Origin of the sequence: Pseudomonas alliivorans, assembly GCF_017826695.1 — a bacterium.
Classification (GTDB): domain Bacteria; phylum Pseudomonadota; class Gammaproteobacteria; order Pseudomonadales; family Pseudomonadaceae; genus Aquipseudomonas; species Aquipseudomonas alliivorans.
Window position 1 is genome coordinate 215,590 of the sequence record NZ_JAFFZW010000007.1, and the last position, 22,039, is coordinate 237,628.

At 58.6% G+C, this 22,039-nt stretch carries 22 protein-coding genes; 8 read left to right on the forward strand and 14 right to left on the reverse strand.

Going from position 1 to position 22,039, the window contains the following annotated elements:
* The first annotated feature begins 5 nt into the window (after window positions 1-5).
* Window positions 6-197, forward strand: a complete 192-nt coding sequence (locus JTJ32_RS18950; RefSeq protein WP_099229063.1) for a hypothetical protein — start codon at window positions 6-8, stop codon at window positions 195-197.
* Between the two features lie 91 nt (window positions 198-288).
* Here JTJ32_RS18950 and flgE read toward each other — a convergent pair whose 3' ends face one another.
* The 6 genes from flgE to JTJ32_RS18980 form a co-directional block, all read right to left on the reverse strand.
* Window positions 289-1,617 carry a flagellar hook protein FlgE gene (gene flgE / locus JTJ32_RS18955; RefSeq protein WP_210042939.1) on the reverse strand — a complete coding sequence of 443 codons (1,329 nt, stop codon included), beginning with the start codon at window positions 1,615-1,617 and terminating at the stop codon, window positions 289-291.
* Window positions 1,618-1,645: 28 nt separating this feature from the next.
* A complete protein-coding gene (locus tag JTJ32_RS18960) occupies window positions 1,646-2,323 on the reverse strand; it encodes a flagellar hook assembly protein FlgD (RefSeq protein ID WP_057409410.1) in 678 nt (225 codons plus the stop codon).
* Window positions 2,324-2,338: 15 nt separating this feature from the next.
* Window positions 2,339-2,779 (reverse strand): flagellar basal body rod protein FlgC, encoded by a 441-nt coding sequence (flgC, locus tag JTJ32_RS18965; RefSeq protein WP_004880711.1) that lies wholly within the window; start codon window positions 2,777-2,779, stop codon window positions 2,339-2,341.
* A 3-nt stretch (window positions 2,780-2,782) separates the two neighbouring features.
* Window positions 2,783-3,190, reverse strand: a complete 408-nt coding sequence (gene flgB, locus JTJ32_RS18970) for a flagellar basal body rod protein FlgB (RefSeq protein WP_025995189.1) — start codon at window positions 3,188-3,190, stop codon at window positions 2,783-2,785.
* A 428-nt stretch (window positions 3,191-3,618) separates the two neighbouring features.
* Window positions 3,619-4,446, reverse strand: coding sequence for a protein-glutamate O-methyltransferase CheR (gene cheR, locus JTJ32_RS18975; protein ID WP_004880708.1), 828 nt, complete (start codon window positions 4,444-4,446; stop codon window positions 3,619-3,621).
* Window positions 4,447-4,508: 62 nt separating this feature from the next.
* Window positions 4,509-5,435 carry a chemotaxis protein CheV gene (locus JTJ32_RS18980; protein WP_099229066.1) on the reverse strand — a complete coding sequence of 309 codons (927 nt, stop codon included), beginning with the start codon at window positions 5,433-5,435 and terminating at the stop codon, window positions 4,509-4,511.
* A gap of 78 nt (window positions 5,436-5,513) precedes the next feature.
* On the opposite strand from JTJ32_RS18980, the gene flgA reads away from it, so the two are divergent.
* From flgA to JTJ32_RS19000, 4 genes are all read left to right on the forward strand, one after another.
* Window positions 5,514-6,272 (forward strand): flagellar basal body P-ring formation chaperone FlgA, encoded by a 759-nt coding sequence (gene flgA / locus JTJ32_RS18985; protein ID WP_122418633.1) that lies wholly within the window; start codon window positions 5,514-5,516, stop codon window positions 6,270-6,272.
* Between the two features lie 159 nt (window positions 6,273-6,431).
* Complete coding sequence (flgM, locus tag JTJ32_RS18990; RefSeq protein ID WP_210042940.1) at window positions 6,432-6,740, forward strand: flagellar biosynthesis anti-sigma factor FlgM; 309 nt, start codon at window positions 6,432-6,434, stop codon at window positions 6,738-6,740.
* Between the two features lie 49 nt (window positions 6,741-6,789).
* Window positions 6,790-7,257, forward strand: coding sequence for a flagella synthesis protein FlgN (locus JTJ32_RS18995; protein ID WP_099229069.1), 468 nt, complete (start codon window positions 6,790-6,792; stop codon window positions 7,255-7,257).
* 82 nt (window positions 7,258-7,339) lie between these two features.
* On the forward strand, window positions 7,340-8,086 hold the full coding sequence (locus JTJ32_RS19000; RefSeq protein WP_210042941.1) for a flagellar brake protein: 747 nt from the start codon (window positions 7,340-7,342) through the stop codon (window positions 8,084-8,086).
* A gap of 101 nt (window positions 8,087-8,187) precedes the next feature.
* On the opposite strand, the gene JTJ32_RS19005 is transcribed toward JTJ32_RS19000, so the two are convergent.
* Window positions 8,188-9,579, reverse strand: a complete 1,392-nt coding sequence (locus tag JTJ32_RS19005) for an MFS transporter (RefSeq protein ID WP_210042942.1) — start codon at window positions 9,577-9,579, stop codon at window positions 8,188-8,190.
* A gap of 53 nt (window positions 9,580-9,632) precedes the next feature.
* The gene (locus JTJ32_RS19010) at window positions 9,633-10,874 is read right to left on the reverse strand and encodes a glutamine synthetase family protein (protein ID WP_210043001.1); all 1,242 of its coding nucleotides are present in this window, start codon (window positions 10,872-10,874) and stop codon (window positions 9,633-9,635) included.
* Between the two features lie 382 nt (window positions 10,875-11,256).
* Between JTJ32_RS19010 and vioA the strand changes: the two genes are divergently transcribed.
* The 3 genes from vioA (at window position 11,257) to JTJ32_RS19025 (ending at window position 16,696) form a co-directional block, all read left to right on the forward strand.
* Window positions 11,257-12,375, forward strand: a complete 1,119-nt coding sequence (gene vioA / locus JTJ32_RS19015; protein WP_099229073.1) for a dTDP-4-amino-4,6-dideoxy-D-glucose aminotransferase VioA — start codon at window positions 11,257-11,259, stop codon at window positions 12,373-12,375.
* Window positions 12,375-13,100 carry a methyltransferase domain-containing protein gene (locus tag JTJ32_RS19020; protein WP_210042943.1) on the forward strand — a complete coding sequence of 242 codons (726 nt, stop codon included), beginning with the start codon at window positions 12,375-12,377 and terminating at the stop codon, window positions 13,098-13,100. The genes vioA and JTJ32_RS19020 overlap by 1 nt, the downstream gene beginning before the upstream one ends.
* A gap of 74 nt (window positions 13,101-13,174) precedes the next feature.
* Window positions 13,175-16,696, forward strand: a complete 3,522-nt coding sequence (locus tag JTJ32_RS19025) for a glycosyltransferase (RefSeq protein WP_210042944.1) — start codon at window positions 13,175-13,177, stop codon at window positions 16,694-16,696.
* A gap of 89 nt (window positions 16,697-16,785) precedes the next feature.
* On the opposite strand, the gene JTJ32_RS19030 is transcribed toward JTJ32_RS19025, so the two are convergent.
* From JTJ32_RS19030 to JTJ32_RS19055, 6 genes are all read right to left on the reverse strand, one after another.
* Window positions 16,786-17,808 carry a ketoacyl-ACP synthase III gene (locus tag JTJ32_RS19030; protein ID WP_184323172.1) on the reverse strand — a complete coding sequence of 341 codons (1,023 nt, stop codon included), beginning with the start codon at window positions 17,806-17,808 and terminating at the stop codon, window positions 16,786-16,788.
* Entirely contained in the window at window positions 17,808-18,449 is a 642-nt protein-coding gene (gene vioB / locus JTJ32_RS19035) for a dTDP-4-amino-4,6-dideoxy-D-glucose acetyltransferase VioB (RefSeq protein WP_099229076.1), read from the reverse strand. The genes JTJ32_RS19030 and vioB overlap by 1 nt, the downstream gene beginning before the upstream one ends.
* The gene (locus tag JTJ32_RS19040; RefSeq protein WP_184323171.1) at window positions 18,446-19,207 is read right to left on the reverse strand and encodes an SDR family NAD(P)-dependent oxidoreductase; all 762 of its coding nucleotides are present in this window, start codon (window positions 19,205-19,207) and stop codon (window positions 18,446-18,448) included. The genes vioB and JTJ32_RS19040 overlap by 4 nt, the downstream gene beginning before the upstream one ends.
* A gap of 52 nt (window positions 19,208-19,259) precedes the next feature.
* A complete protein-coding gene (locus JTJ32_RS19045; RefSeq protein ID WP_210042945.1) occupies window positions 19,260-19,469 on the reverse strand; it encodes a phosphopantetheine-binding protein in 210 nt (69 codons plus the stop codon).
* A gap of 251 nt (window positions 19,470-19,720) precedes the next feature.
* On the reverse strand, window positions 19,721-20,416 hold the full coding sequence (locus JTJ32_RS19050; protein ID WP_099229077.1) for a sensor histidine kinase: 696 nt from the start codon (window positions 20,414-20,416) through the stop codon (window positions 19,721-19,723).
* Complete coding sequence (locus JTJ32_RS19055) at window positions 20,413-22,014, reverse strand: tetratricopeptide repeat-containing response regulator (RefSeq protein WP_210042946.1); 1,602 nt, start codon at window positions 22,012-22,014, stop codon at window positions 20,413-20,415. The genes JTJ32_RS19050 and JTJ32_RS19055 overlap by 4 nt, the downstream gene beginning before the upstream one ends.
* Between the last annotated feature and the right edge of the window lie 25 nt (window positions 22,015-22,039).

Sequence of the window (22,039 nt, forward strand, 5' to 3'; positions counted from 1 at the left end):
TCGACATGCCTGCTCGCACCTGGATTACCGGCATCGTCACCGCCAGCCTGACGACCCTCGCCCTGCTCGCCCAGGCCGCGCCCGCCCACTATTACAAATGGCAGGGCGACAGCCGTATCGTCTGTGCCCAGACCAGTCCGGGGCCGGGCTGGACACGACTGAAAGGTCACTTCGTCAGATCCGATTGTTCGATCTGAGCAACCGCCTGACAGACCGTTTCAGGACGGGACACCGGAAAAACAAAAAGCCCCTTTCAAGGGGCTTTTCGTTCATTGCAGTACCGACTTATCACGTCATCTGAATGGTGGTCTGCATGATGGTGCTTTGCGTCGAGATGGTCTTCGCGTTCGCCTGATAGTTGCTCTGCGCCTTGATCAGGTTGACCAACTCCATGGTCAGGTCAACGTTGGACTCTTCCAGCGCCTGACCGGTGATGTAGCCCAGAGTGCCCGACTGCGGAGTACCGCTGACCGGAACGCCCGACGCGAAGGTTTCACGCCAGTTGGTGCCGCCCGCCTGCGCCAGACCCTGTACGTTGGCGAAGTTGGTCAGCGAGGTCTGACCGATCACTTGCGACTTGCCGTTGGTGTAGGTGGCGAACAGATTGCCGGTTGCATCCACGCTCATCGCGCTCAACTGACCGGTCGCGTAACCATCCTGATCCTGAGTGAGCAGACCCGACACCGAAGCCGTCTGGGTGATGCCGGACATGTTCAGCTTGATCGTGGCCGCACCTGCGGCACCGTTGGCAGCCCAGGTCGTGGTGGTGCCTGAACCGGTCTGCACGCCTGGCACCCAGTTGTTGACGTTGAAGGTGCCGTCAGTGTTGAACGTGATGTTCGCGCTGTTGGTAGGCACTGCGCCAGGCGCGGTCACGACCAGATTGCCAGCCGAGTTGAAGGTCAGGTCGTTCTTGTCGGCAGTGGTGGTGGCCGGGTTGGCGATGCTGCGGCCATCCATCAGCGAGTACATGGACCAGGTGTTAGTGCCGGTCTTGACGAAGTACTGGTCCAGGGTGTGTGCATTACCCTGAGAGTCGTAAGTCGGCGTGCTGTACTTCATGTTGTAGCTTTTGGTATCTGTGGCATCGAAGGTCGACAGACTCGGCAATGGTGTCACCGAGTTCAGGTTGGCGACGTTGGTGATCGAACTGGTAGGCTTGGGCTCCAGGTTCGACGAATCAACGCGCAGATCGCTCAACGCACCGGTCACGACACTGCCATTGGCATCGACGTTGTAGCCCTGCAGCTTCATGCCAGCGCTGTTGACGACAAAACCTTCCTTGTCAGTGTGGAATGCACCGGCACGGGTATACAGCTTCTCGCCGTTATTGCTGAGCTGGAAGAAGCCGTTGCCGTTGATGGCAAGGTCAAGGCTGTTGGCGGTGCCCGTGGTCAGGTTGCCCTGAGAGAACTGCTGGGAAACCGCGGCGGTGGAAACACCGCTGCCCACGTTGGTCTGGCCGGACGTACCGCGAATCGATTGCGCGTACTGGTCAGCGAACTCCGCACGGGACGCCTTGAAGCCTGTGGTCGCTACGTTGGCAATGTTGTTGCCGGTAACGTCGAGACTCTTGTTTGCAGCATAGAGCCCACTAAGACCGATATTGAAAGACATATTTCACTCCTGCGCCGTCTAGTCGGCTCTATATTCCGATCGTTTGAACTTTGGACAAGGCAACACTGCCGCTGGCCAGGTTGAGCTTTGTTTCAGCACCATTGACGCCCAGCGTGACGCTGTTGACGATCGCAGGCAGGTAAGTCGTGAACTGGGTGTTCTTGCCATCAACCGAACCTGCAGCGGTAAAGCTGTAAGTGCCAGCAGGCGCGACGGTGCCATCGCTGGCCTTTCCGTCCCAGGCAAAGCTGGTCGAACCGGCCGGCAGCGTGCCGAGATCAACGGTATTGACCAGGTTCGACTGGGCGTCGTAAATCTTGACGCTCGTCACGGAACTGGTGGCTGGCACGGCGATGGAGCCGACCATGCCCTTGGTGGTGTCAACCGCTGTGGAACCGGCGTTGATGATCACGGAGCGACCCACCAACGACGAAGCCTGGAGCGCCTGAGACGACTGGTAGCTGCCGGCAATCGAGTCAACGGTGGTGGTCAGGTTCTGGAGGCTTTCCACGCTGCTGAACTGAGCCAGCTGAGCCACGAACTCTGTGTTGTCCTGAGGATCCAGAGGGTTCTGGTTCTTCATCTGCGTGACCAGCAGCTGCAGGAAAGAATCCTTGCCCAGCGTGCCCGTCGAATCAGTCTTCGTCGGCGTCGGGTTCTGGAGCGAGTTTACAAAACTCGTCGATACATTATTTTCAACGGCCATATCTTTCGCCTTCTATCACTGACCGAGGGTCAGAACCTTCTGCATCATGGATTTTGCGGTGTTCATGATTTCAGCGTTGGTCTGGAACGAACGACTGGCGGAAATCATGTCGGCCATTTCTTCCACGACATTGACGTTGGGGTAATAGACATACCCGTTCTTGTCGGCCGAAGGATGATTGGGCTCGTAGCGCGCTTCGAGGTTGGAACTGTCTTCGATGATGCCGTTGACCTGAACACCCTGCCCGGCTTCGCCCTGATCCTGGAACAGCGAACCACCAGTGGACTGCTGACCCTGCATCACGGTGGCGAACACCGGATGACGGGCGCGGTAAGTGGCGTCGGCACTCGAGGACACGGTCTCGGCGTTGGCGATGTTACTGGCCGTGGTGTTCAGACGCGTGGTCTGGGCACTCATGGCGCTACCGGCAATGTTGAACACATTGGCTAGTGACATGAATTACTCTCCGCGAAGGGCTGCAACCAGCCCTTTGAATTTGCTGTTGAGCAAGGTGAAGCTGGCCTGAAAGCCCATGGCGTTCTCGGTGTAGCTGGCCTGCTCGACCTGGGAATCGACGGTGTTCTGGTCAAGCGATGGCTGCGACGGCGTGCGGTACATCAGCGTGCCATCCTGATTGCCCATACCTTCGGCTTCGATGTGGCGACTGTTGGTCTTGTTCAGCACGAAATGGCCGTTCTGGACCTTGTCGTTCTCGGCAGCCAGCACCGACGAAAAGTCGAGATCGCGAGCCTTGAAGTTCGGGGTATCAGCGTTGGAAATGTTGTTGGCCAACACCTCTGCACGCTGAGCCCGGAAGTTGAGGGCCTTTTCGTGAATGCCTAGCGCTTTATCGAAACTGATGCTCATGTCGGGAAACCTTTGCCGGTTGACCTGATTCTGTTGTCACTGACAAAGCAATCGGCGTGCCACTTCTCAAAACGCAATGATTACGGGGCTTGCAGACGGTGGCAAAGCGGCAATGCCAGAAAAGCGGCAAGGCATTTCCGCTGTAAAGAGGTAAAGCGGCAAGGTGGGTGCCGTTTTTTTGCCAGTATGGAGGGGCGACCGAGGCTGCACCTGAGTCGGTCCCTGGTCGACGCTAACGTGGCAACAGGGGTACGACGTCATCGGCCTGCGCCCGAAAAGCGGCTTGGCCGGGCTGAAACAGCTCCCGTACGTGTATTTGCGGACTGCTCATACGCAAATCCGAGAGAACTCTAGTCAGCAAGGGCTTGTGTGGCACAACAAAAAAAGAGACCCGCAGGTCTCTTTCTATTGAGCACAGACACCGCCAATCACTTGGCCTTGTAAATGATCCCGGGACTGCACTGAACCATCTGGTAGTGGTCCGGCAGGCCGTTGAGCGCTTCGGACGCACCCAGAAACAGGTAGCCACCGGGCTTGAGCGTGCCGTGGATGCGCAGCAGGATGTCTTTCTTCACTTCAGCAGAGAAGTAGATCAGTACGTTGCGGCAGAACACGATGTCGAACTTGCCCAGCGCGGCGTAGCTGTCGAGCAGGTTGAAGGAGCGGAACTCCACGCGACTCTTGATCGGCGTCTTGACGACCCAGCGACCCGGACTCTTGACGTCGAAAAAGCGCTGCAGACGATCCGGCGACAAGCCGCGGCCGATGGCCAGACTGTCGTATTCGCCGGTCTTGCAGTTGTTGAGCATCGCACCCGACAGGTCGGTGGCGACGATCTGCGCGCCAGACTTGAGCTGGCCAGGGTTGGCGCGCTCGAACTCATCGATGGACATCGACAACGAATACGGTTCCTGCCCCGACGAGCAGGCCGCCGACCAGATGCGCAGTCGCTGCCCGGGACTGGCCTTGATCTGCTCGGGAAGCACCTTGTTTTTCAAGACTTCGAAGGGGTAGGTATCGCGAAACCACAGGGTTTCGTTGGTCGTCATCGCATCGACCACCTGCTCGCGCAAACCACTGCGCGGCTGGGTCTGAATGCGCTGGACCAGTTCGCCAAGCGATTTGATGCTTTGCTGTTCCATCAGTTTGTTGAGACGGCTGGACACCAGGTACTGCTTGTTTTCCCCAAGCAGGATGCCACAGGCTTTTTCCAGAAATACCCGGAACTGATCAAAATCCAAATTACCCGTAGACAAGGTGCAGCCTCTCAAATCAGGTGAATCACCGGGGGCGACGCCCCCGACTATTATTCCGTTACTTATTCTGCTGCGTTGATGCGCGCGACAACCCTGGCTGCCAGATCATCCGGCCGGAATTTCGCGAGGAAATCGTCGGCACCGACTTTCTTGACCATCGCCTGGTTGAATACCCCGGAAAGCGAAGTATGCAGGGTGATGTGCATTTTCTGCATGCGCGGGTCGTTGCGGATCGCCGCGGTTAGGGTATAGCCGTCCATCTCCGGCATTTCAATGTCGGAGATCATCATCAGGAACTCTTCGTGAGGCTTCTTGCCTTCTTCGACCATCTTGCGCAGGTAGTCCAGCGCCTGACGACCGTCGTTCAGCGCAACCACTTCCACGCCGACCGTTTCCAGACAACGGCTGACCTGCTTGCGCGCCACCGACGAGTCGTCGACGGTCAGCACTCGCATCGAGATGGCTTTGTGATGGACCTCTTCATTGATGACGCCTACCGACACCTCTTCGGAGATCGGCGCAACCTCGGCGAGAATCTTCTCGACGTCGATAATTTCGACCAGCTGATTATCGACCCGCGTGACCGCAGTCAGGTAATGGTCGCGGCCGGTGCCCTTGGGTGGCGGATGAATCTCTTCCCAGTTCATGTTGACGATGCGCTCGACCGAGTGCACCAGAAAACCCTGAACCTTGGTGTTGTACTCCGTGATGATCACGAAGGAATTGACCAGCGAGATCATGCCTGCCGAACCGGTTGCCATCGCCAGGTCCATGATCGGAATGGTGCCGCCGCGAATGTTCGCCACGCCCCGAACGATCGGACTCGATTTGGGCATGATGGTAAGTTTCGGGCATTGCAGTACTTCTTTAACCTTGAACACGTTGATGCCATAGAGCTGCTTGCCGTCGAGACGGAACAAGAGCAACTCCAGGCGATTCTGACCCACCAGCTGCGTGCGCTGGTTTACCGAATCCATTACACCTGCCATGCCGACCCCCTCTTACCAAAGCAACCGTTATCCACACACCAGACTGGTAAGCGGCACGGGCTTTGCTTTTTATACGTCATGAACCCAAAGACGACAATTTCTCGACACCTGGCATTAGAAACCCGCAGGCTTCTGTGCGCAATCGGCATGCTGTGCCTTTTCAGCGTGACAAACCTCTGTCGCGCAGAGAATTTCACACTGCCTGAACAGCTTATCGGCGTTACCCAAGGGTTTCTTGAGTTCACAGTAGAAGACTATTTGGCAACCAACCAGATTGAGGGTCGTCATGACATCCAGGTCAAGCAGCTCGACCCGCGTATGCGCATGAATGCTTGCGACAAGGATTTGACAGCCGCACTGGAAAGTCCTCGCCCTGTCGGCCGGGTCACCGTGCGGGTTCGCTGTGAAGGATCATCGCCCTGGACGGTGTTCGTGCCTGCCCAGGTGCAGCTGTTTCGCAACGTTGTGACCGTGATGCGACCGCTCAAACGGGACGCCATCGTCACTGAAGATGATGTGGCGATGCGCGAGCGCGATGTCAGCAGTGTGGGGCTGGGTTTCCTGTCTTCGCTGGATCAGGCAGTAGGCCAGAAAGTTGTCCGACCAATGGTCATCGATCAGGTGGTAACACCCGTGGCACTGGAGCAGCCACGCATGATTCACAAGGGCGATCAGGTGGTGATCATCGCTCGCAGCGGCTCGCTGGCGGTCCGCATGCCGGGCGAGGCGATGTCCGACGGCAGTTTCAACGAACAGATACGGGTGAAGAATCTCAACTCAAGCCGGGTCATCAAGGCGAATGTGACCGGTCCCGGGCAGGTGGAAGTGGCCATGTGAGCATATTGACGCTGGTATAGAGGACGCGTTTTTTCTAGACTGCGGTAACTTTCCGACGGTGAAAGCTTCTATTGAGAAGCTTTATCACGACGAGCCTAAAGTTTTATCGGGGATGGCCGAAAACAAGGCAAGCGTCCAAACACCCAGAGGTTTTTTATCATGGTCATAGATTTTAATAACCGTATCAACGGTGCGCAGCCAGCCACCCGCACCAGCCCCGCCAAGGAAATCAAGACCGAGGCGGCAACATCTGCCAGCAGTACTGCAGGCGTTAAAAGTACCGGGGAAACCGTTTCACTGAGCAGTGAGGCTCAACAGTTGCAGAAAATCACTGACAAGCTTGCCGATCTGCCGACCGTCAACAGCGCACGCGTTGCCGAACTCAAGCAGGCCATCGCTGACGGTACTTACACAGTGGACAGCAACCGCGTTGCCAGCAAGCTGCTCAATTTCGAAACCCAACGCTAGCCCCAGGCTCGCGCTGGATATTCTGGACGCTTAAAAACCAGAGCATGCGATGCAAGACACTACTTTGCTTCAGATGATCACCGACGACATGGTTCCGACAAGGCAGCTGCATGAGTTGCTGCAGGCGGAGTCACTGATCCTTCAGGGCCGCGACATGGGCGAGATGGAACATGTACTGGCGCAGAAACAGGCGCTGGTCATTCTGCTCGAACAGCATGGCCGCCGTCGCAGTCAGGTGCTGACAGGACTCGGGCTACCCTCTAACAGGCAGGGGCTTGAGCAACTGGCCAGCCATTCGGACATCGGCGAGCAATTGCTTGCAGCCGCGGACGAGCTGAACGCGCTGATCGCTGAATGCCAGACGCTCAACGAGCGAAATGGCAGCCTTATTCAATTGCAACAGGTGAGCACGGCCCACCAGCTTCGCATTTTGAATGGAGGCGACACGCCGACCCTGTATGACAGTCGCGGTTCGACTGCTGGAAGAGCAAGACCACGCCCGCTCAGTCAGGCGTAACTTCCTGTATAAAGGTTTCGTGCGTAGTGGCAGAATGCCCGATGTTGCGTTGCCGTAGTATTTTGCCTGGAGATGTAAGAACGTGAATGGCTCAAGCGCGGATGATGCTCCGCAGCCCCCGAAGGTTTTGAATACACCTTTGGAAATCGCCGCTAACCTGCGGCTACTCCTTGAAAGTCATGATCCGCTGATCATTACTTTCCACGAGCGCGCCCAGCGCTTTCAGAGCTACGTTATCGAAGTCGACCGAGAGACCAACGTCCTGGCGCTCGACGAAATGATCCCCCGCGATGGCGAACGATTCCTTACCAATGGCGAGTCCTTCCGGGTAGAAGGCTTTCACGATGGCGTACGTATCGCCTGGGAAAGCTCGGAACAGATGGACATCGTGGACCATGACGGCCAGCGCCTGTACCGCGGACCGCTGCCAGAGGAAGTCATCTACCACCAGCGTCGCAACGCTTTCCGAGCCGCGCTCAAGCTCGCGCAACTGGTGGACATCGAAATCGGCGGCGACAAACTCAAATCGCCACTCAAGGGCAAGCTGCTGGATATTTCGGCGACCGGCTGCAAGCTGCGTTTCGAAGGCGACGTGTCCGAGCGCATGCAACTGGGCCAGGTGTACGAGCAATTCGTCGCCAGACTGCCCTTCGGTGCAATGACCGCCCCTGTAGAGCTGCGTTACCTGCATTTCGAAGAAAGGGTCCACACCACCTTTGCCGGCGTGCGCTTCCATAACATGAGCGGGCTGGTACAACGCCAGGTCGAACGTTTCGTGTACCAGCTGCAACGTGAGGCCCGGCGCTTCGACAAGGACGACGACTTCTGACAGACGTCGCCTGAGGTGATTGCGGTAACCGTTACCGCAATCATGCAACACCCTTTTCTCGATTCCGCTTGTAAACCTTCTCCAGTCTCAACGACCACCGATCAAGCCTTCCAGGTTTCCTCTTCGCGCTCCCGCTCGCCATCGGCCTGCACGGTCTCGGCAACCTGCCCTTCTGACGCTGGCGTATCTTCGTGAGCAGGCTCCGATTCAGGCTCAGGTTCAGGCTCGACAGTGGTTTGCATCTGTTCCTGCACGACCTGTTCGTCCACACGTGGGTCAAGTGCCACAACGAGCGGCGAACTGGACATGCTGTCCGGCATTGCCACGTGGTGCAGCGGCGCATTTTCGACCTGGTGCAGGTGCGTAACGGCCTTGGGACGAATCAACAGCATCAGTATGGCGCCAGCGGCGCAGACGAACACATACAGCATGTGCCCACCGAACATTTTCATAATCACGCCGGCCGCCAGCGGGCCGATGCTTGCACCGATACCGTAGGTCATCAGCAGCATGGCGGTCAGCGAGACGCGCCGCTCGGCCTCCACATGGTCGTTGGCGAACGCTACGGCCAGCGGGTACAGACAGAACTGCATCAGCGAGGCCAGAAAACCCACGCCGAACAGCACTTCCACGGGCACGCTGGGAAAGACGGCAAGTGGCAGTGACGCGACGAACAGCGCTGCCGCAAAGACCCGCATCAGTACCGAACGATCATAACGGTCGGACAGCAGACCCAGCGGCCACTGCACCAGAAACCCCGCCAGAATGCAGCAGCCCATGAACAGCCCCACCTGCTCGGTCGTCAGTCCCTGCTCAGCTGCATAGACCGGCGCGAGGCCGTAGAAGGAGCCGATGATCAGGCCTGCGCCCAGCACCGCTGTCAGCGACTGGGGCACCCGCTTCATGAAGAACAGCGGCTCGAGCGGCGCAGGGTGCAATGGCGCCGGGTGAATGGCGCGGGTCATGGCGACCGGTACCAGACACAATGCAAAACACAGGGCCACCAGCATCAGCAGTTCAGGGCCAAGCTGCGGATGAACCACCAGCACCAGTTGCCCCAGCACCAACCCCAGATAGGACGCGATCATGTAACCGCTGAATACCATGCCCCGCTGTTTGGCGGCCGCCTGCTCGTTCAGCCAGCTTTCGATGACCATGTATTGACACATCATCCCGAGGCCGACGATGACCCGTAGAATCAGCCAGGCAGGCAGCCAGGTGATCAGGCCATGCCCCAGCACTGCCGCACCGACGATCCCGGCACACGTCGCGTAGGCACGAATATGCCCGACCCGGCCAATCAGCCGGTGACCGATCTTGCCGCCCAGCACCAGACCGAAATAGTTTGCCGCCATCAAGGCGCCCACCCACAGGCTGTCCACCTGATCGGCAGCCAGGCGCAGGGCCAGATAGGTGCTCAGCAGACCCGAGCCGATCAACATCATCAACGAGGCAAAATACAGCGCTCGAAAGGACTTCCAGATTTGGCGCATCGACATTCCAAAATACGGAGTCGCCTTAACAGGCGAATCCGAAACAACGTTCTTTAAATCTGGGCAGCCAGTACGCGCCGTTCCCAGGGGGTAATTTCATCGAGAAAGCTGGTCAGCTCCATGGTCTTCGACGCAATGTAGCCTTCGATGAATTCATGACCAAACAGTTCCTTGGCCAGATGACTGCATTTCAGACGCTCAAGAGCGGCCTGCAAGGTACACGGCAACGTCAATTCTTCCGGCACCTGAATCTCGCCCTGCACGGCAGCGGTCGGCTCGATGCCCCGTTCGATCCCGTACAGCCCCGCCGCAAGGCTGGCAGCGATCACCAGATAAGGATTGGCATCGGCACCCGGCAGACGATTCTCGACGCGCCTGGCCGACGGTGCACTGGCGGGAATTCGCAGACCGGCGGCGCGGTTGTCGTAGGACCAGCAGGCGTTGTTGGGCGACGCGAACGGATGGAACAGGCGCTGATAGGAGTTCACGTTCGGCGCGAACAAGGCCGTGAAGTCTGCCATGCAGGCTTGCAGTCCACCGATGAAATGCCGGAACGTAGGCGTCGACTGCCCGTCCTCGGCGCTGAATACATTGCGGCCGGACACCGCATCCACCACGCTCTGATGCAGGTGCATCGAACTGCCGGGCGTGTTCGCCAACGGTTTGGCCATGCAGACCACAATCACGCCATGTTTGAGCGCTACCTCCTTGAGCAGGTGTTTGAACAGAAAAGTCTGGTCGGCCAGCAGCAAGGGATCGCCGTGCAGCAGGTTGATTTCGAACTGACTGACGCCCATCTCGTGCATGAACGTATCGCGTGGCAGACCCAGCGCCGCCATGCAGGCGTACACCTCTGTGAAGAATGGCCGCAGCCCGTTGTTTGAACTGATGCTGAACGCCGAGTGCCCCAGCTCGCGTCGACCGTCCAGTCCTACAGGCGGCACGAACGCCTGAAGCGGATCCGGGTTGGGGGCAAACACAAAGAACTCCAGTTCAGTGGCCACCACCGGAGTCAGGCCGTATTCGGCGTAGCGGGTGAGTACCGACTTGAGCTGCCCACGAGTCGAAAGCGTGCAACTGGCCCCGGTCAATTCATCGGCGTCGCAAATGGCCAGCGCACGCGGTTGATCGCTCCACGGCACACGGTGCAATTGCGCAGGGTCGGGGACCAGCGCCAGGTCACCGTCATCACCGCCATAGAAACGCGCCGGCGGGTAACCGCCCATGATGCATTGCAACAGCACACCCCGCGCCATCTGCAACCGCCGCCCTTCACTAAACCCTTCGGCGGTCATGACCTTGCCACGCGGCACGCCATTGAGATCCGGCGTCACACATTCCACTTCATCAATGCCCGTCAGTTGCGGTGCAACCGAACGGCCGTCATTGCGGTTCATTGCTCAATCCTTGTGAATGTCGAGGCCGTCCTGCGGCAGTGCTTACAAAATACGCAACGGGCGTTCGGGATATCAAGGGCTGAAACATATCGCCAAACCGCTCACAAGCCGCACACCTTCAAACAGTACAAACCGCACTCTTGGCTGGTTTTTTGCTTTTGACCAAGACAAAACAGTTTGGCTGCCATTTTTATGTCGATCACCTGTGCGTGCTGCACGATGCGCCATAAAAATGAACTGTCGAACGGCAATCTTCTGCGACACGTGTTGAGAGCTTTCCATGAGCGCACCGATTCCCGTCACACGCCCCCTGCTTCCGCCCCTTGAGGAATTCATTCCCTACCTCGAGCAGATCTGGGACAGCCACCAGCTCACCAACGGCGGCCCGTTTCACCAGCAGCTCGAGAAAGAGCTGGCAAGCTATCTGGGCGTTCAGCACCTGTCGCTGTTTTCCAACGGCACCCTGGCCTTGATGACCGCAATCCAGGCGCTGCGGATCAAGGGCGAAGTCATCACCACGCCCTACTCATTCGTCGCAACCGCGCACTCGTTGCTGTGGAACAGCCTGACGCCGGTGTTCGTCGATATCCAGCCCGGCACCTACAATCTGGACCCGGACCGCATCGAAGAAGCCATCACCCCGGCAACCACCGCCATCATGCCGGTGCATTGCTATGGCATTCCGTGTGACGTCGACCGCATCCAGCAGATTGCCGACCGCTATGGCCTGAAAGTCATCTACGATGCCGCCCATGCCTTCGGCGTGCAGCACCGTGGCGAAAGCCTGCTCAGGCACGGCGATCTCTCGATCCTGAGCTTCCACGCTACCAAGGTCTTCAACACCTTCGAAGGCGGCGCCATCGTCAGCCCGGATCTGAAGACCAAACAACGTATCGACTACCTGAAAAACTTCGGTTTTGCCGACGAAGTCACCGTGGTCGCGCCAGGCATCAACGGCAAGATGAGCGAGATCAACGCAGCGTTCGGCCTGCTTCAGCTCAAGCACATCGATCAGGCACTGATCAGGCGTCAGCGTATCGACGAGCTTTATCGTGCTGCGCTGGCGGCGATCCCCGGTATCGACATCGTCTGGCAGAGTGCCGAAAAACATAACTACTCGTATTTCCCGGTACTGATACGCGAAACGTTCGCCGTGTCGCGAGACGCGCTCTATCAACGCATGCGTGATCAGAACATTCTGGCCCGCCGCTATTTCTATCCGTTGATTTCGACGTTCCCCATGTACCGGGGTCTGGATTCGGCCAAGCCGGAGCGCTTGCCGATTGCCACTGGCCTGTCGAATCAGATCCTGTGCCTGCCTATCTACGACAGCCTGACCGATGAGGCTTTCGACAGCATCATCAATGTCATTGTCACTGCCAGTAACGAGAACCGCTAATGCGTACGTGTCCGGTCTGCTCCTGCCGATTTCCGAATTTCTACCCGATGGACAGAGGTCATCTGGAAATCTTTCACCGCCTGAACGTGTTCTACAGCGTGGACGATTTCGAAACCCTGAACGTCGGCCAATACAGTTGCCCCGAATGCCACGCGTCAGACCGCGACCGGCTTTATGCGTTGTTCGCCATGCACCTGCTGAACAATCCGCCGGGACAACCCCTGCGCATTCTCGATATCGCGCCAGCCGTTGTACTGTCGAAATTCCTGCGCAGCCTGCCCAACGCCCGCTACCGCTCCGCCGATCTGTTTTCGCCGCTGGCTGATGACGTCGTCGACATCATGGACATGCACATGTACGCCGATGAGTCCTTTGACTTCATCGTCTGTTCGCATGTGCTGGAGCATGTGCCCGATGACCGCAAGGCCATGTCCGAGCTGCATCGGGTTCTGGCCAGGGGTGGCTCTGCGATCCTGATGGTGCCGATTCTGCTGACCGCAAGCGACACCGAAGAAGACCCCGACGAGTCCAGCGTCGATGAGCGCTGGGCGCGCTTCGGTCAGGATGATCACGTGCGGATGTATGCCAGGCATGACTTCGTGTCTCGTCTGGAGGCGTCCGGCTTCACGGTTGATGCCCTGGATTCGAACGCGTTCGGCGAGGGCATATTCCGGCAGCATGGCATTACCGACCAGTCGGTTCTGTACGTCGGCCGCAAGGTCTGACAACAGCAGACGATCATGAATGCCGACCGGCTTGTCCGGTGGGCTCTCAACACTTCTTCACATGTGGTATTGCGATGAGTTCTTCACGCCTGGTCAGTATTGTCATCCCTGCTTATAAACCGGCTTTTTTCGAAGCGGCACTTGCCAGTGCGCTGCGCCAGAATCATGACGACATCGAGATCGTTGTCACTGACGACTGCCGTGACAACGGTATCAGGGACATTGTCGAAAAACTCAGGCCGGGTAGCCGCTGGCCCATTCACTATCATAAAAACGAAACACCGCTGGGCGAACCCCACAACGTCGCCAACGGTGTGGCGCTGGCGCGCGGCGATTACATCAAGTTTCTCTATGACGACGACATCCTGCTCACCGATTGCGTGCGGCTGATGTTCGATGCCATGTACGACAGTCCTGACATCAAGATCGTGTCAGCGACACGAAAGCGAATCGACGCCAGCGGCACCCTGCTGGCCGACAATCTGTACACCGCTTACCCATTCGGCAAGAACGTGGTTCTGAACGGTCCGGAACTGGTGTCGTTTCTGGCCCAGTACCCCGTCAATTTCGTCGGCGAACCCAGTGCCGTGATGTGTCGCCGCGAAGACCTGCTGGCCTTCGGCCAGGACATCATGTCCCTGAATCAGGTGCTGATCTGGGGGCTGGGCGATCTGGCGATGTACGCCAAACTGCTGCGTCAGGGCAATCTGGCGATGCTTGCCCGTCCCCTGTCCTATTTCCGCATTTCCGATCAGCAGAGCAGTGAAGCGTTCAGAAAAGACCCGGCCCTGCCGCGCGAAGGTCACGCCAACTTCCATCGGATTCCCGGCGAACTGGGCTGGATCCGCCCCGACGAGCTCAATGGCAAGGTCAGGATTGCGCCCCTGAGTCAGCGCGACAACGTCCAGGAAATGGACCTGCTGGGCTACTTCGACAGAAGGTCCGAGGCGACTGTTCGCAACACTCGCGTGGCCAGTTGGCTTGGACAGCGCAGACCTACGCCCGCTCAGCACACCTTGCTGCGTGAGCACTTGCAGCAGCACGATGGCGGGCCGTCGATTGCACTGGTCGTTTCCGATTTCGATCAGCAGGCCGAGCGAGTACTGAGCACGCTGCAAAGCATGGCGTCCGATGCGCCTCTGCTCGACAAGCTCAAGGTTTTCGTGCTGGCCGACTACGACAGGGAGCAGCAAACACCGCTTCAGGCCCAGTTACCCTGGCGGGACGCGACCCTGGAAAACCGTGCTACGGTCATCAACGAGCTGATGCAGGATAACAATCACGACTGGTGGATGCTGGTCGACGCAGGCACGACGTTCACCCCGAGCGGCCTGCTATGCGCCGTCATGAAGATGATCGAAGCGCCACACGCCTGCGCGGTCTTCGGCGATGAAGTGACCCTGCATGCTCACGCAGGGGCTCGCCTGATCTTTCAACCAGGTTTCAGTCTGGATTACCTGCTGGCCTGTCCGTCGGCCACCAGTCGCAACTGGCTGTTCAACCGCGAGAAAGCCCTGGCGGTGGGCAGCTTCGATCCAGGCCACGCTCAAGCCATTGAGCTCGATCTGATACTGCGCCTGATCGAAGACTCAAGCTTTACCGAATTTGTGCATGTCACCGAGCCGATTGCCATCTCGCCACTCTGGCAAGCCCAGAATAATTACGACGAGGCGCGCACGCTTCAACGCCACTTGCACGCGCGCGGCTATGTGGACGGCCAGGTGCATGCGCTGGAGGCGGGACGTTACCGGATCGAATACGGCCATGCCGATCAGCCGCTGATTTCCATCCTTGTGACCTCACAGGATCAGTTACAGACGCTGCTTCCTTGCGTCGAAAGCATTCTGGAAAACACGACGTACCCGTTCTACGAAATTCTGATCTGCGACAACAACAGCCAGTCGGCGCAGACCACCGAATGGTTGACCACGCTGGAGTCGATGCAATCGGAGCGCATCCGCGTCCTTCGCCATGAGCAGACGGTGAGCCCCTCGGCTCTGTTCAATGCCGCTGCACGGCACGCTCAGGGCGACTACCTGCTGATGCTCGACAGCAACGCCCTGATCGTTCAGCAGGACTGGCTCGAACAGCTCCTCAATCACGCACTGCGCCCCGAAGTGGGCATCGTGGGCGCCAACATCATTTCACCAGACAGCAAAATCGTGGACGCCGGGATCATCATGGGACTGGATGGCACCGCTTGTGCGATCACCGCCAATGACGCGGCGAACTGCGCGAGCTTCGCGCAGCGTCTGGAAAACGATCAAAACTACAGTGCCGTCAGCGGTTCGTGTCTGATGATTCGCAAGTCAGTCCACACCGAAATCGAAGGCCTGGACGAACACCTTTTCCCCCTGCACTTTCGTGATGTAGACCTCTGTCTGAGGGCGCGTAGCGCCGGGCATCTGGTCGTCTGGACGCCGCATGCCATCGTTGCCCTGCGTCCCGACGAGCCACAGGTCGATGCCGAAGCGATAGATTTCGCGACACGCGCCCTCGCCCATCGCTGGCTGCATTACATGGCCTGGGACCCGGCCTACAGCACGAACCTGTCCCTGACAGAACGTTTTGTCACCCAGCCCAATCCGGAATTGAGCTGGCGACCATTGACGCATCGCCCACTGCCGGTGGTCCTCGTGCAGCCTGGTGATCGAGCAAGTGCCGGTGATCGAGTCGGCTCGGTACTTCACAGTCTGCGTGCCGGACTTGAAGTGGATGGCATCCTCAGCCACATACCATTGCCACTCGTGGAGATCGCCAGACTCAGCCCTGACACTGTCGTCATGCAAGGCCCGGTCAACGACCGCCTGATCGCCAGCATCAATGCAATCAAGGATCACACCCATGCTCGAGTCATCTACGATTTGCCGCAATATCCGGTCTACGCAGAGATCGACAAGACCGCAGCACCACTCGCTGCGATTGAAGCCTCTCTGCGCCATGGGCTGGAACGTGCAGACCTGATCACCGTCCCTACTCGGGCGCTGGCAGATCTGCTGGGTGATTCGCATCCCAACGTTCAGGTCATCGAAACCCGGCTGGCCTCCGAGCCTTGGCTGAACCTGCAAAGCCAGCGCCAGACGCGTAGGAAACCCCGCGTCGGTTGGGTCGGCACAGCGGGCGAGCTGGGTGATCTGCTGATCCTGTCGGAAGTCATCAAGGCGCTGGCGGACCGGGTGGAATGGGTCGTCATGGGGCCTTGCACGCGCTGGCTGCGACCCTTTATCCACGAACTGCGCTCATCGGTGGAAGGAGCATTGCTCCCCGGGATGCTGGCCGGTCTGAACCTTGATCTCGTGTTGGCCCCCGCCGAGTCGAACCTGGTCAACCAGAGTAAAAGTCCGGTGGCCTTGCTGCAGTTAGGTGCCTGTGGCTTTCCGGTCATTTGCAGCGATGTGCTGAGCGTTCCTGAAGGCCTGCCCGTCACGCGGGTTGGCAACGACACCCACGCCTGGATAAGTGCCATCGAAGAGCACATCGGGCGGATGGATACCTGCGCGCAGAGAGGCGACGCCTTGAAGCAGACAGTCATCGAACGCTGGATGCTTGACGCCGGGCACCTGCACTCCTGGCGCACTGCCTGGGTGGACAGCTGATCGCAAAAGGCTCAATTAAAAAGGGCTCTGCGTCAGAGGTATGACGCAGAGCCTTGAGTCAGCCGTGATACAGGGGCAACCTGTGACGGTTACCAGTGTATGACGCACGCCCCCCACGAATACCCGACTCCGAACCCGACCGCAGCGACCCGATCACCGGGTTTGAGCGCCCCCTTGTCCAGCGACTCTTTCAGCGCGATGGGAATGGTGCAGGACACCGTATTGCCGCAGTGCTGGAAGGCGGAAACGAACTTGTCGGCAGGCAGTTTCAGACGTCGGCGCAAGGCATCCAGCATGAAGTGGTTGGCCTGATGGAACACGAACAGATCGATATCGGTCACTGCCAGTTCGTCGTCGAACAGTGAAGCGAACAGCTGCGGCACGCGTGTCATGGAAAACTCGAAGATTGCCGGGCCATTCATGTATAGATTGGCGTCGGTCCGCACGTTGCCGTTGTCATCCTCGCGGGTTTCAGGCTGCGGATTCTGCGCCGAAGGTCTGCGTGCTCCGCCAATGGGCACAATCAGGTTCTCGGCCCCGGAGCCATCACTGCCATAACGAAAGCGCTCCATGAACGGCCCACCCTCGGTGGCACTGATCAGTGTGACGGCCGCTGCATCGCCGAACAGGGTGCGAACACTCTTGTCCTGCGGGTGAATGTAGCGACTGTAGGTTTCCGCCGTGACCAGCAAGACGTTGCGGCACTGGCCCGACTCGATCAACCCCTTGGCGATGCCAAGCCCATAGATGAACCCTGAACACCCCTGATTGAAATCGAAGGCGGCGCAGTGGGTCGGCAGTTGCAGGCGATGCTGCAGGATGCAGGCAGTGGCAGGCAGCACGTAATCGGGACTTTGCGTGCAGTAAATCAACGCATCTATCTGGCTGCGCTGAATGTCCCCTTTGAGGAACAACTTCTCGCAGGCCCGAAAGGCAAGGTCGGACGCGGTTTCATCCTTGTCGATGATATGCCGCTCACCGATACCGGTCTTGGCGAAGATTTTCTCGACGTCCCACTCGGGAAATTCCCGGGCCAGCGTTTCGTTGTCCAGTGAATGAGCAGGCAATTCATATTCTATGTCGACGATTCTGGCATGGGACTTCATGAGCATTACCCCGATATACGTTTGGCGGGTACACCGAACACCGTAGTGCCTGCGGCCACATTGCGTATTGCAACACTGCCCGCTCCGACTACAGCCTGTTTGCCGATTCTGACCCTGGGCAGCACGCTGGCGTGCGTGCCCATGAAAACGCCCTCTTCCAGCACGACCCCACCGGTGATGTCGCAATGTCCACTCAAGGTGGAGAAATCACCGATGTCTGCGTCATGCCCGATCAGGCAGCCTATGTTGAGGGTCACGAATGCGCCGATCCGAAGGTCCACCGTCAGTACCGTTGAAGGACAGATGACCGTGCCCTGACCTACCACGACATTTTCGCCCATGATGACCGAAGGGTGGATCAGCGTGAAAAAACGGCTGCCCTTGGCGAGCAGCTTTTCAACGACGGCGCGCTTCCCCTGAGGCGCGCCAATCGCGCAGACCAGATACTCGTCAGGCTTGGGCTCGTAACCGTCCACGGTTGACACGACAGGCGGGTAATGGTCGAAACGCTCGGTGGAGCCCGGGCCATCGTTGATGAACCCGGCGATGTGCCAGCCTGGGTTGTTCGCCACCCAGTCGGTCAACCAGGCATGTACTTCACGCCCGAACGCACCCGCACCGACGATGAGCAGGTTCTTGACAGTCATTGAGCCAGATACCCCCCATCCACAACCATCGACGTGCCGGTCACCCAGCGAGCCGCCTCAGACAGCAGATAATTCACCGCGTAGGCAATATCCAGCGGTTCACCGAACCCCAGTGGATGTTTCTGCTCCACGGCCTTCATGGAGTCGGCGCCCACCAGGTCTTCGAGCGTGCGGGTCATTTCGGTTCTCACCACACCCGGTGCAATTGCATTGACCCTGATCCCGTCGCGGGCCAGCTCCAGCGCCGCAGCGCGGACCATCGATTCAACCGCGCCTTTGCTGGCGCAGTAAGCCATCAGGGAGGGCTGGGCAGCCTGAGCCATCACCGACGAGAGCAGAACGATGCTGGCACCCTGAACGAACACCCCTTTCTGCCTGAAGGCCTTGACCAGCGAAAAGCCGGAGGTCACGTTGGTGGCGAATACCGTTTCCCACTGATCGAGTCCCAACGCTCGAATCGGCATAGGCATCTGCACGCCGGCGGCATGAACCAGCCCGTCGAAGGGCGCGTAAGCCTTGGCCAGATTGCGCATCCAGCCTGGAACAGCAGCCCCGTCCAGCAGATCGAACGGCTCGACCCCATGACCTTCGCCATGGAGCTGAAGCCGTGTCGCTTCAAGGCGCTCGGTATTTCTGGCAACCAGCACCACGCGCGCGCCCTGTTGACTCAACCAGATCGCGACCTGGCTGCCGATACCGGAAGAGGCACCTGTCACCATCACCACTTTGCCGCTCAGTGAAAAAGGACTACTTACCACCCAACGTTCCCCTTGAGGGTCGATTCATACGAGTTGAACAGATACTGGCGAATTACTTCTCGGTGACGAGATCGATGACATCATCCGCAGTCTTGCAACCATTGAGACGATTGGCCGCCAGGGTCTTGCCCAAGTGTTCGTCGGCAAGCGACATGAATGTAAGGACCGCAATGGAGTCCCAGTCAAGGTTCTGGCCCCTGCTCAGACTGCCTTCGTCTGCTTCCATCGCTTCTTCGATCAGCCTGAGTACTTTGTCTTCCATCTCTATGCTCCCGGACAGCCTGCTATTGGATTGATTCTGCGCAGACCAAAGCCGACGCCTGAAAGCGATATAGCAATAATCGAACCAAGCCGACGAACATGGGGAGGTGCCGTGATTACAGGGTTTCAGGAGAGAAAGCACGACGCACAGGGGTTTGAAAGCCAAAAAGATGACGCTCAAGGCCTCAGTGATCAGGCGCGGGCATCCCGCGCCGCGTCAATATAACGAAGAGACGCGACGGCCTCTTTCATTCAGGGCAGGTAGATGCTGAACATCGCCCCGCCCAGCACGCCGCCGTTGGCGATCTCGATTCGTCCCTGTATGCCGTTGCGCACATGCAAACGGGCGATATGTGCGGCAAAGTACAGACCCAGGCCGGTGCTGCCAGTGCCCTGATTGATGCCCTGCACATACTCGGTCTGACGCTCGATCAGGTACCCCGGATAACCGGGACCGTCGTCATTGATCGTGATTTTCAGCTGGCCATCCTGATCGCCGATGCTGATCGCCAGTTGCTCGCGGGCAAAACCGATCGCGTTGACGATGATATTGCCCACTACCGAACCGACCAGCTCGCGGTCGAAAAACCCCAGCGGGCTTGCATCGGTGATATCCACACGTGCGGCGATACCGCGACTGGCCAGCACGTCCTGATGATGCGCCAGCTGGGCCTCGATGAAATCGTCCAGTTCGTGATAATCAGGGCGCAACGGCAGCTGGTTGACCCCGAGTTTGTAAAGCCCCAGCAGTTGCACGAGCATGCCGTTAAGGTTGGCGAACTCGTACTCGATCACCCCATGCTCCGGGGTGTCGCGCTGCTGGACGGAGAGCTTCGCCAACCACTCGTTGTGGGCCTGGGTCAGCGTCGCCAGCGAGTTCTTCATGTCGTGCACGGTGGAAGCAATCACCATGGAAAAATCGAGTCCCTGTTGCTGCTCTTCGCTCATGCGCCAAACGCCCTTTCCCTGAGTTTCTGATAACGCTCATAACGTGGATCGCTGTCCGGGATCATGCCGACCATTTTCAGGCTGGCGCGGCACTCTTCAAGCCCGGCTTGTCCGAGATTCTGCCCCGGATGCAGCAGCGACTGCGCCATGTTCAGCGCGATACTGATGTTCTTGGGCTGCAAGGCCAGCGCACGACGGAAATGCTCCTGCGCCTCCGGCAGGTTACCCGCCTTGTAGCTGCGCACGCCCTGCAGGTTGAAATCGACGGCGGCTTTGTTGGCGCCCAGAATGGCTGGGTCGTCGGTCATGCTGGCCACGCTCTTCATCACGGCCGGGTCGTCACCGTAGACTTCCGCGCAGTTTTTCAGCACGCCCGCACCCGCTTCTTCCTGACCCAGTTGCTTGAGCTGTGAAGCCACCAGCAGGGCTGCATCAGCACTGAGGAACTGCTGCATGCCCTCAAGCCTGGCCATCGCCTGCTCGGTGAGTTTGGCGGCGGTTTCCGGGTCCGAGTGTTGCAGGCTGGCGGCCTTCATCAGGCGCGTGCGCACTTGCAGGCCTTCGTCGTTGGTGTGCTCCTTGGCCACATCACCCAGCGCGTTATTGATCTCGACACGGGTACGCGCATCCAGCCCCTGGTCACCCCCCTTGCTGATCAGGGCATGGGCCAGACCCAGGTTGGTTTCAGGGTCCTTGAAACGTGAATGCGCGCCTTGAGACACCGCCTGACGAAAGGCCTTGGAAGCGCTTTCGAAATCTTCGTTGTCCATCGCCAGCTTGCCCAGCATTTTCTGGCGGCGTACTGCCAGAGGCGAAAGGCGCACGGCGTTTTCCAGCGCACTCTGCGCACGCTTGGCATCGCCGCTGACCACCAGCACATCGGCCAGGCCATCGTACAAAGCCGGCATGGTCGGAAACGCCTTGATCGCCTGCTCGTAAACAGCCTGAGCTTCGATGACCTTGCCGCGCTTGAGCAGCAGGCTGCCCAGCGCGGCATACGCCCAGGGCGTGGCGCGGTCGGCAAGGATGGTTCTGAGAAAAGCTTCCAGCGGCTCGTTCTGTTTCAGGTCACGCAATGCGTCGGCCTTGTAGCGCAGGCACAACGGCGCGAAACGCGGGTCCTGTTCGATCAGTTTGTTGCACGCGGCCAGCACTTCAGCGGGTTTGCGACGGTCCAGCGCTTGCAGAATCGGCTTGAGCAGGTTCTTGCGCTGCACGAGCTTCTCCAGACGCTGGGCCAGTCCTGCGCGGTTGAACGGTTTGGTCAGGTAGCCATCGGGCTCCCACTCCAGCGCGCTCATGACCATCGCCTGACTGTTCTCGGCAGTGACCATGATAAACACGCTTTCGTAGCTCAGCAGCCGCTCGACCATCAGGTCTTCCAGCACTTGCTGACCGTTCTTGCGGCCATCGCCGAGGTTGAAATCGTGCAGCACAAAGTCATAACGCTTTTGCGAGCACATGCGCAGGGCCTGCTCGCCGGTGTCGGCCGTGTCCACTTCCTTGACGCCCAGCTCACGCAGCATCGACCGCACCGAACTGCGAAAGTCGGAGAAGTCATCAACGATAAGAAAGCTTTTTTGGTTGTACGCCAGCATCCGGATTCCTACACAGGAGAGGGTG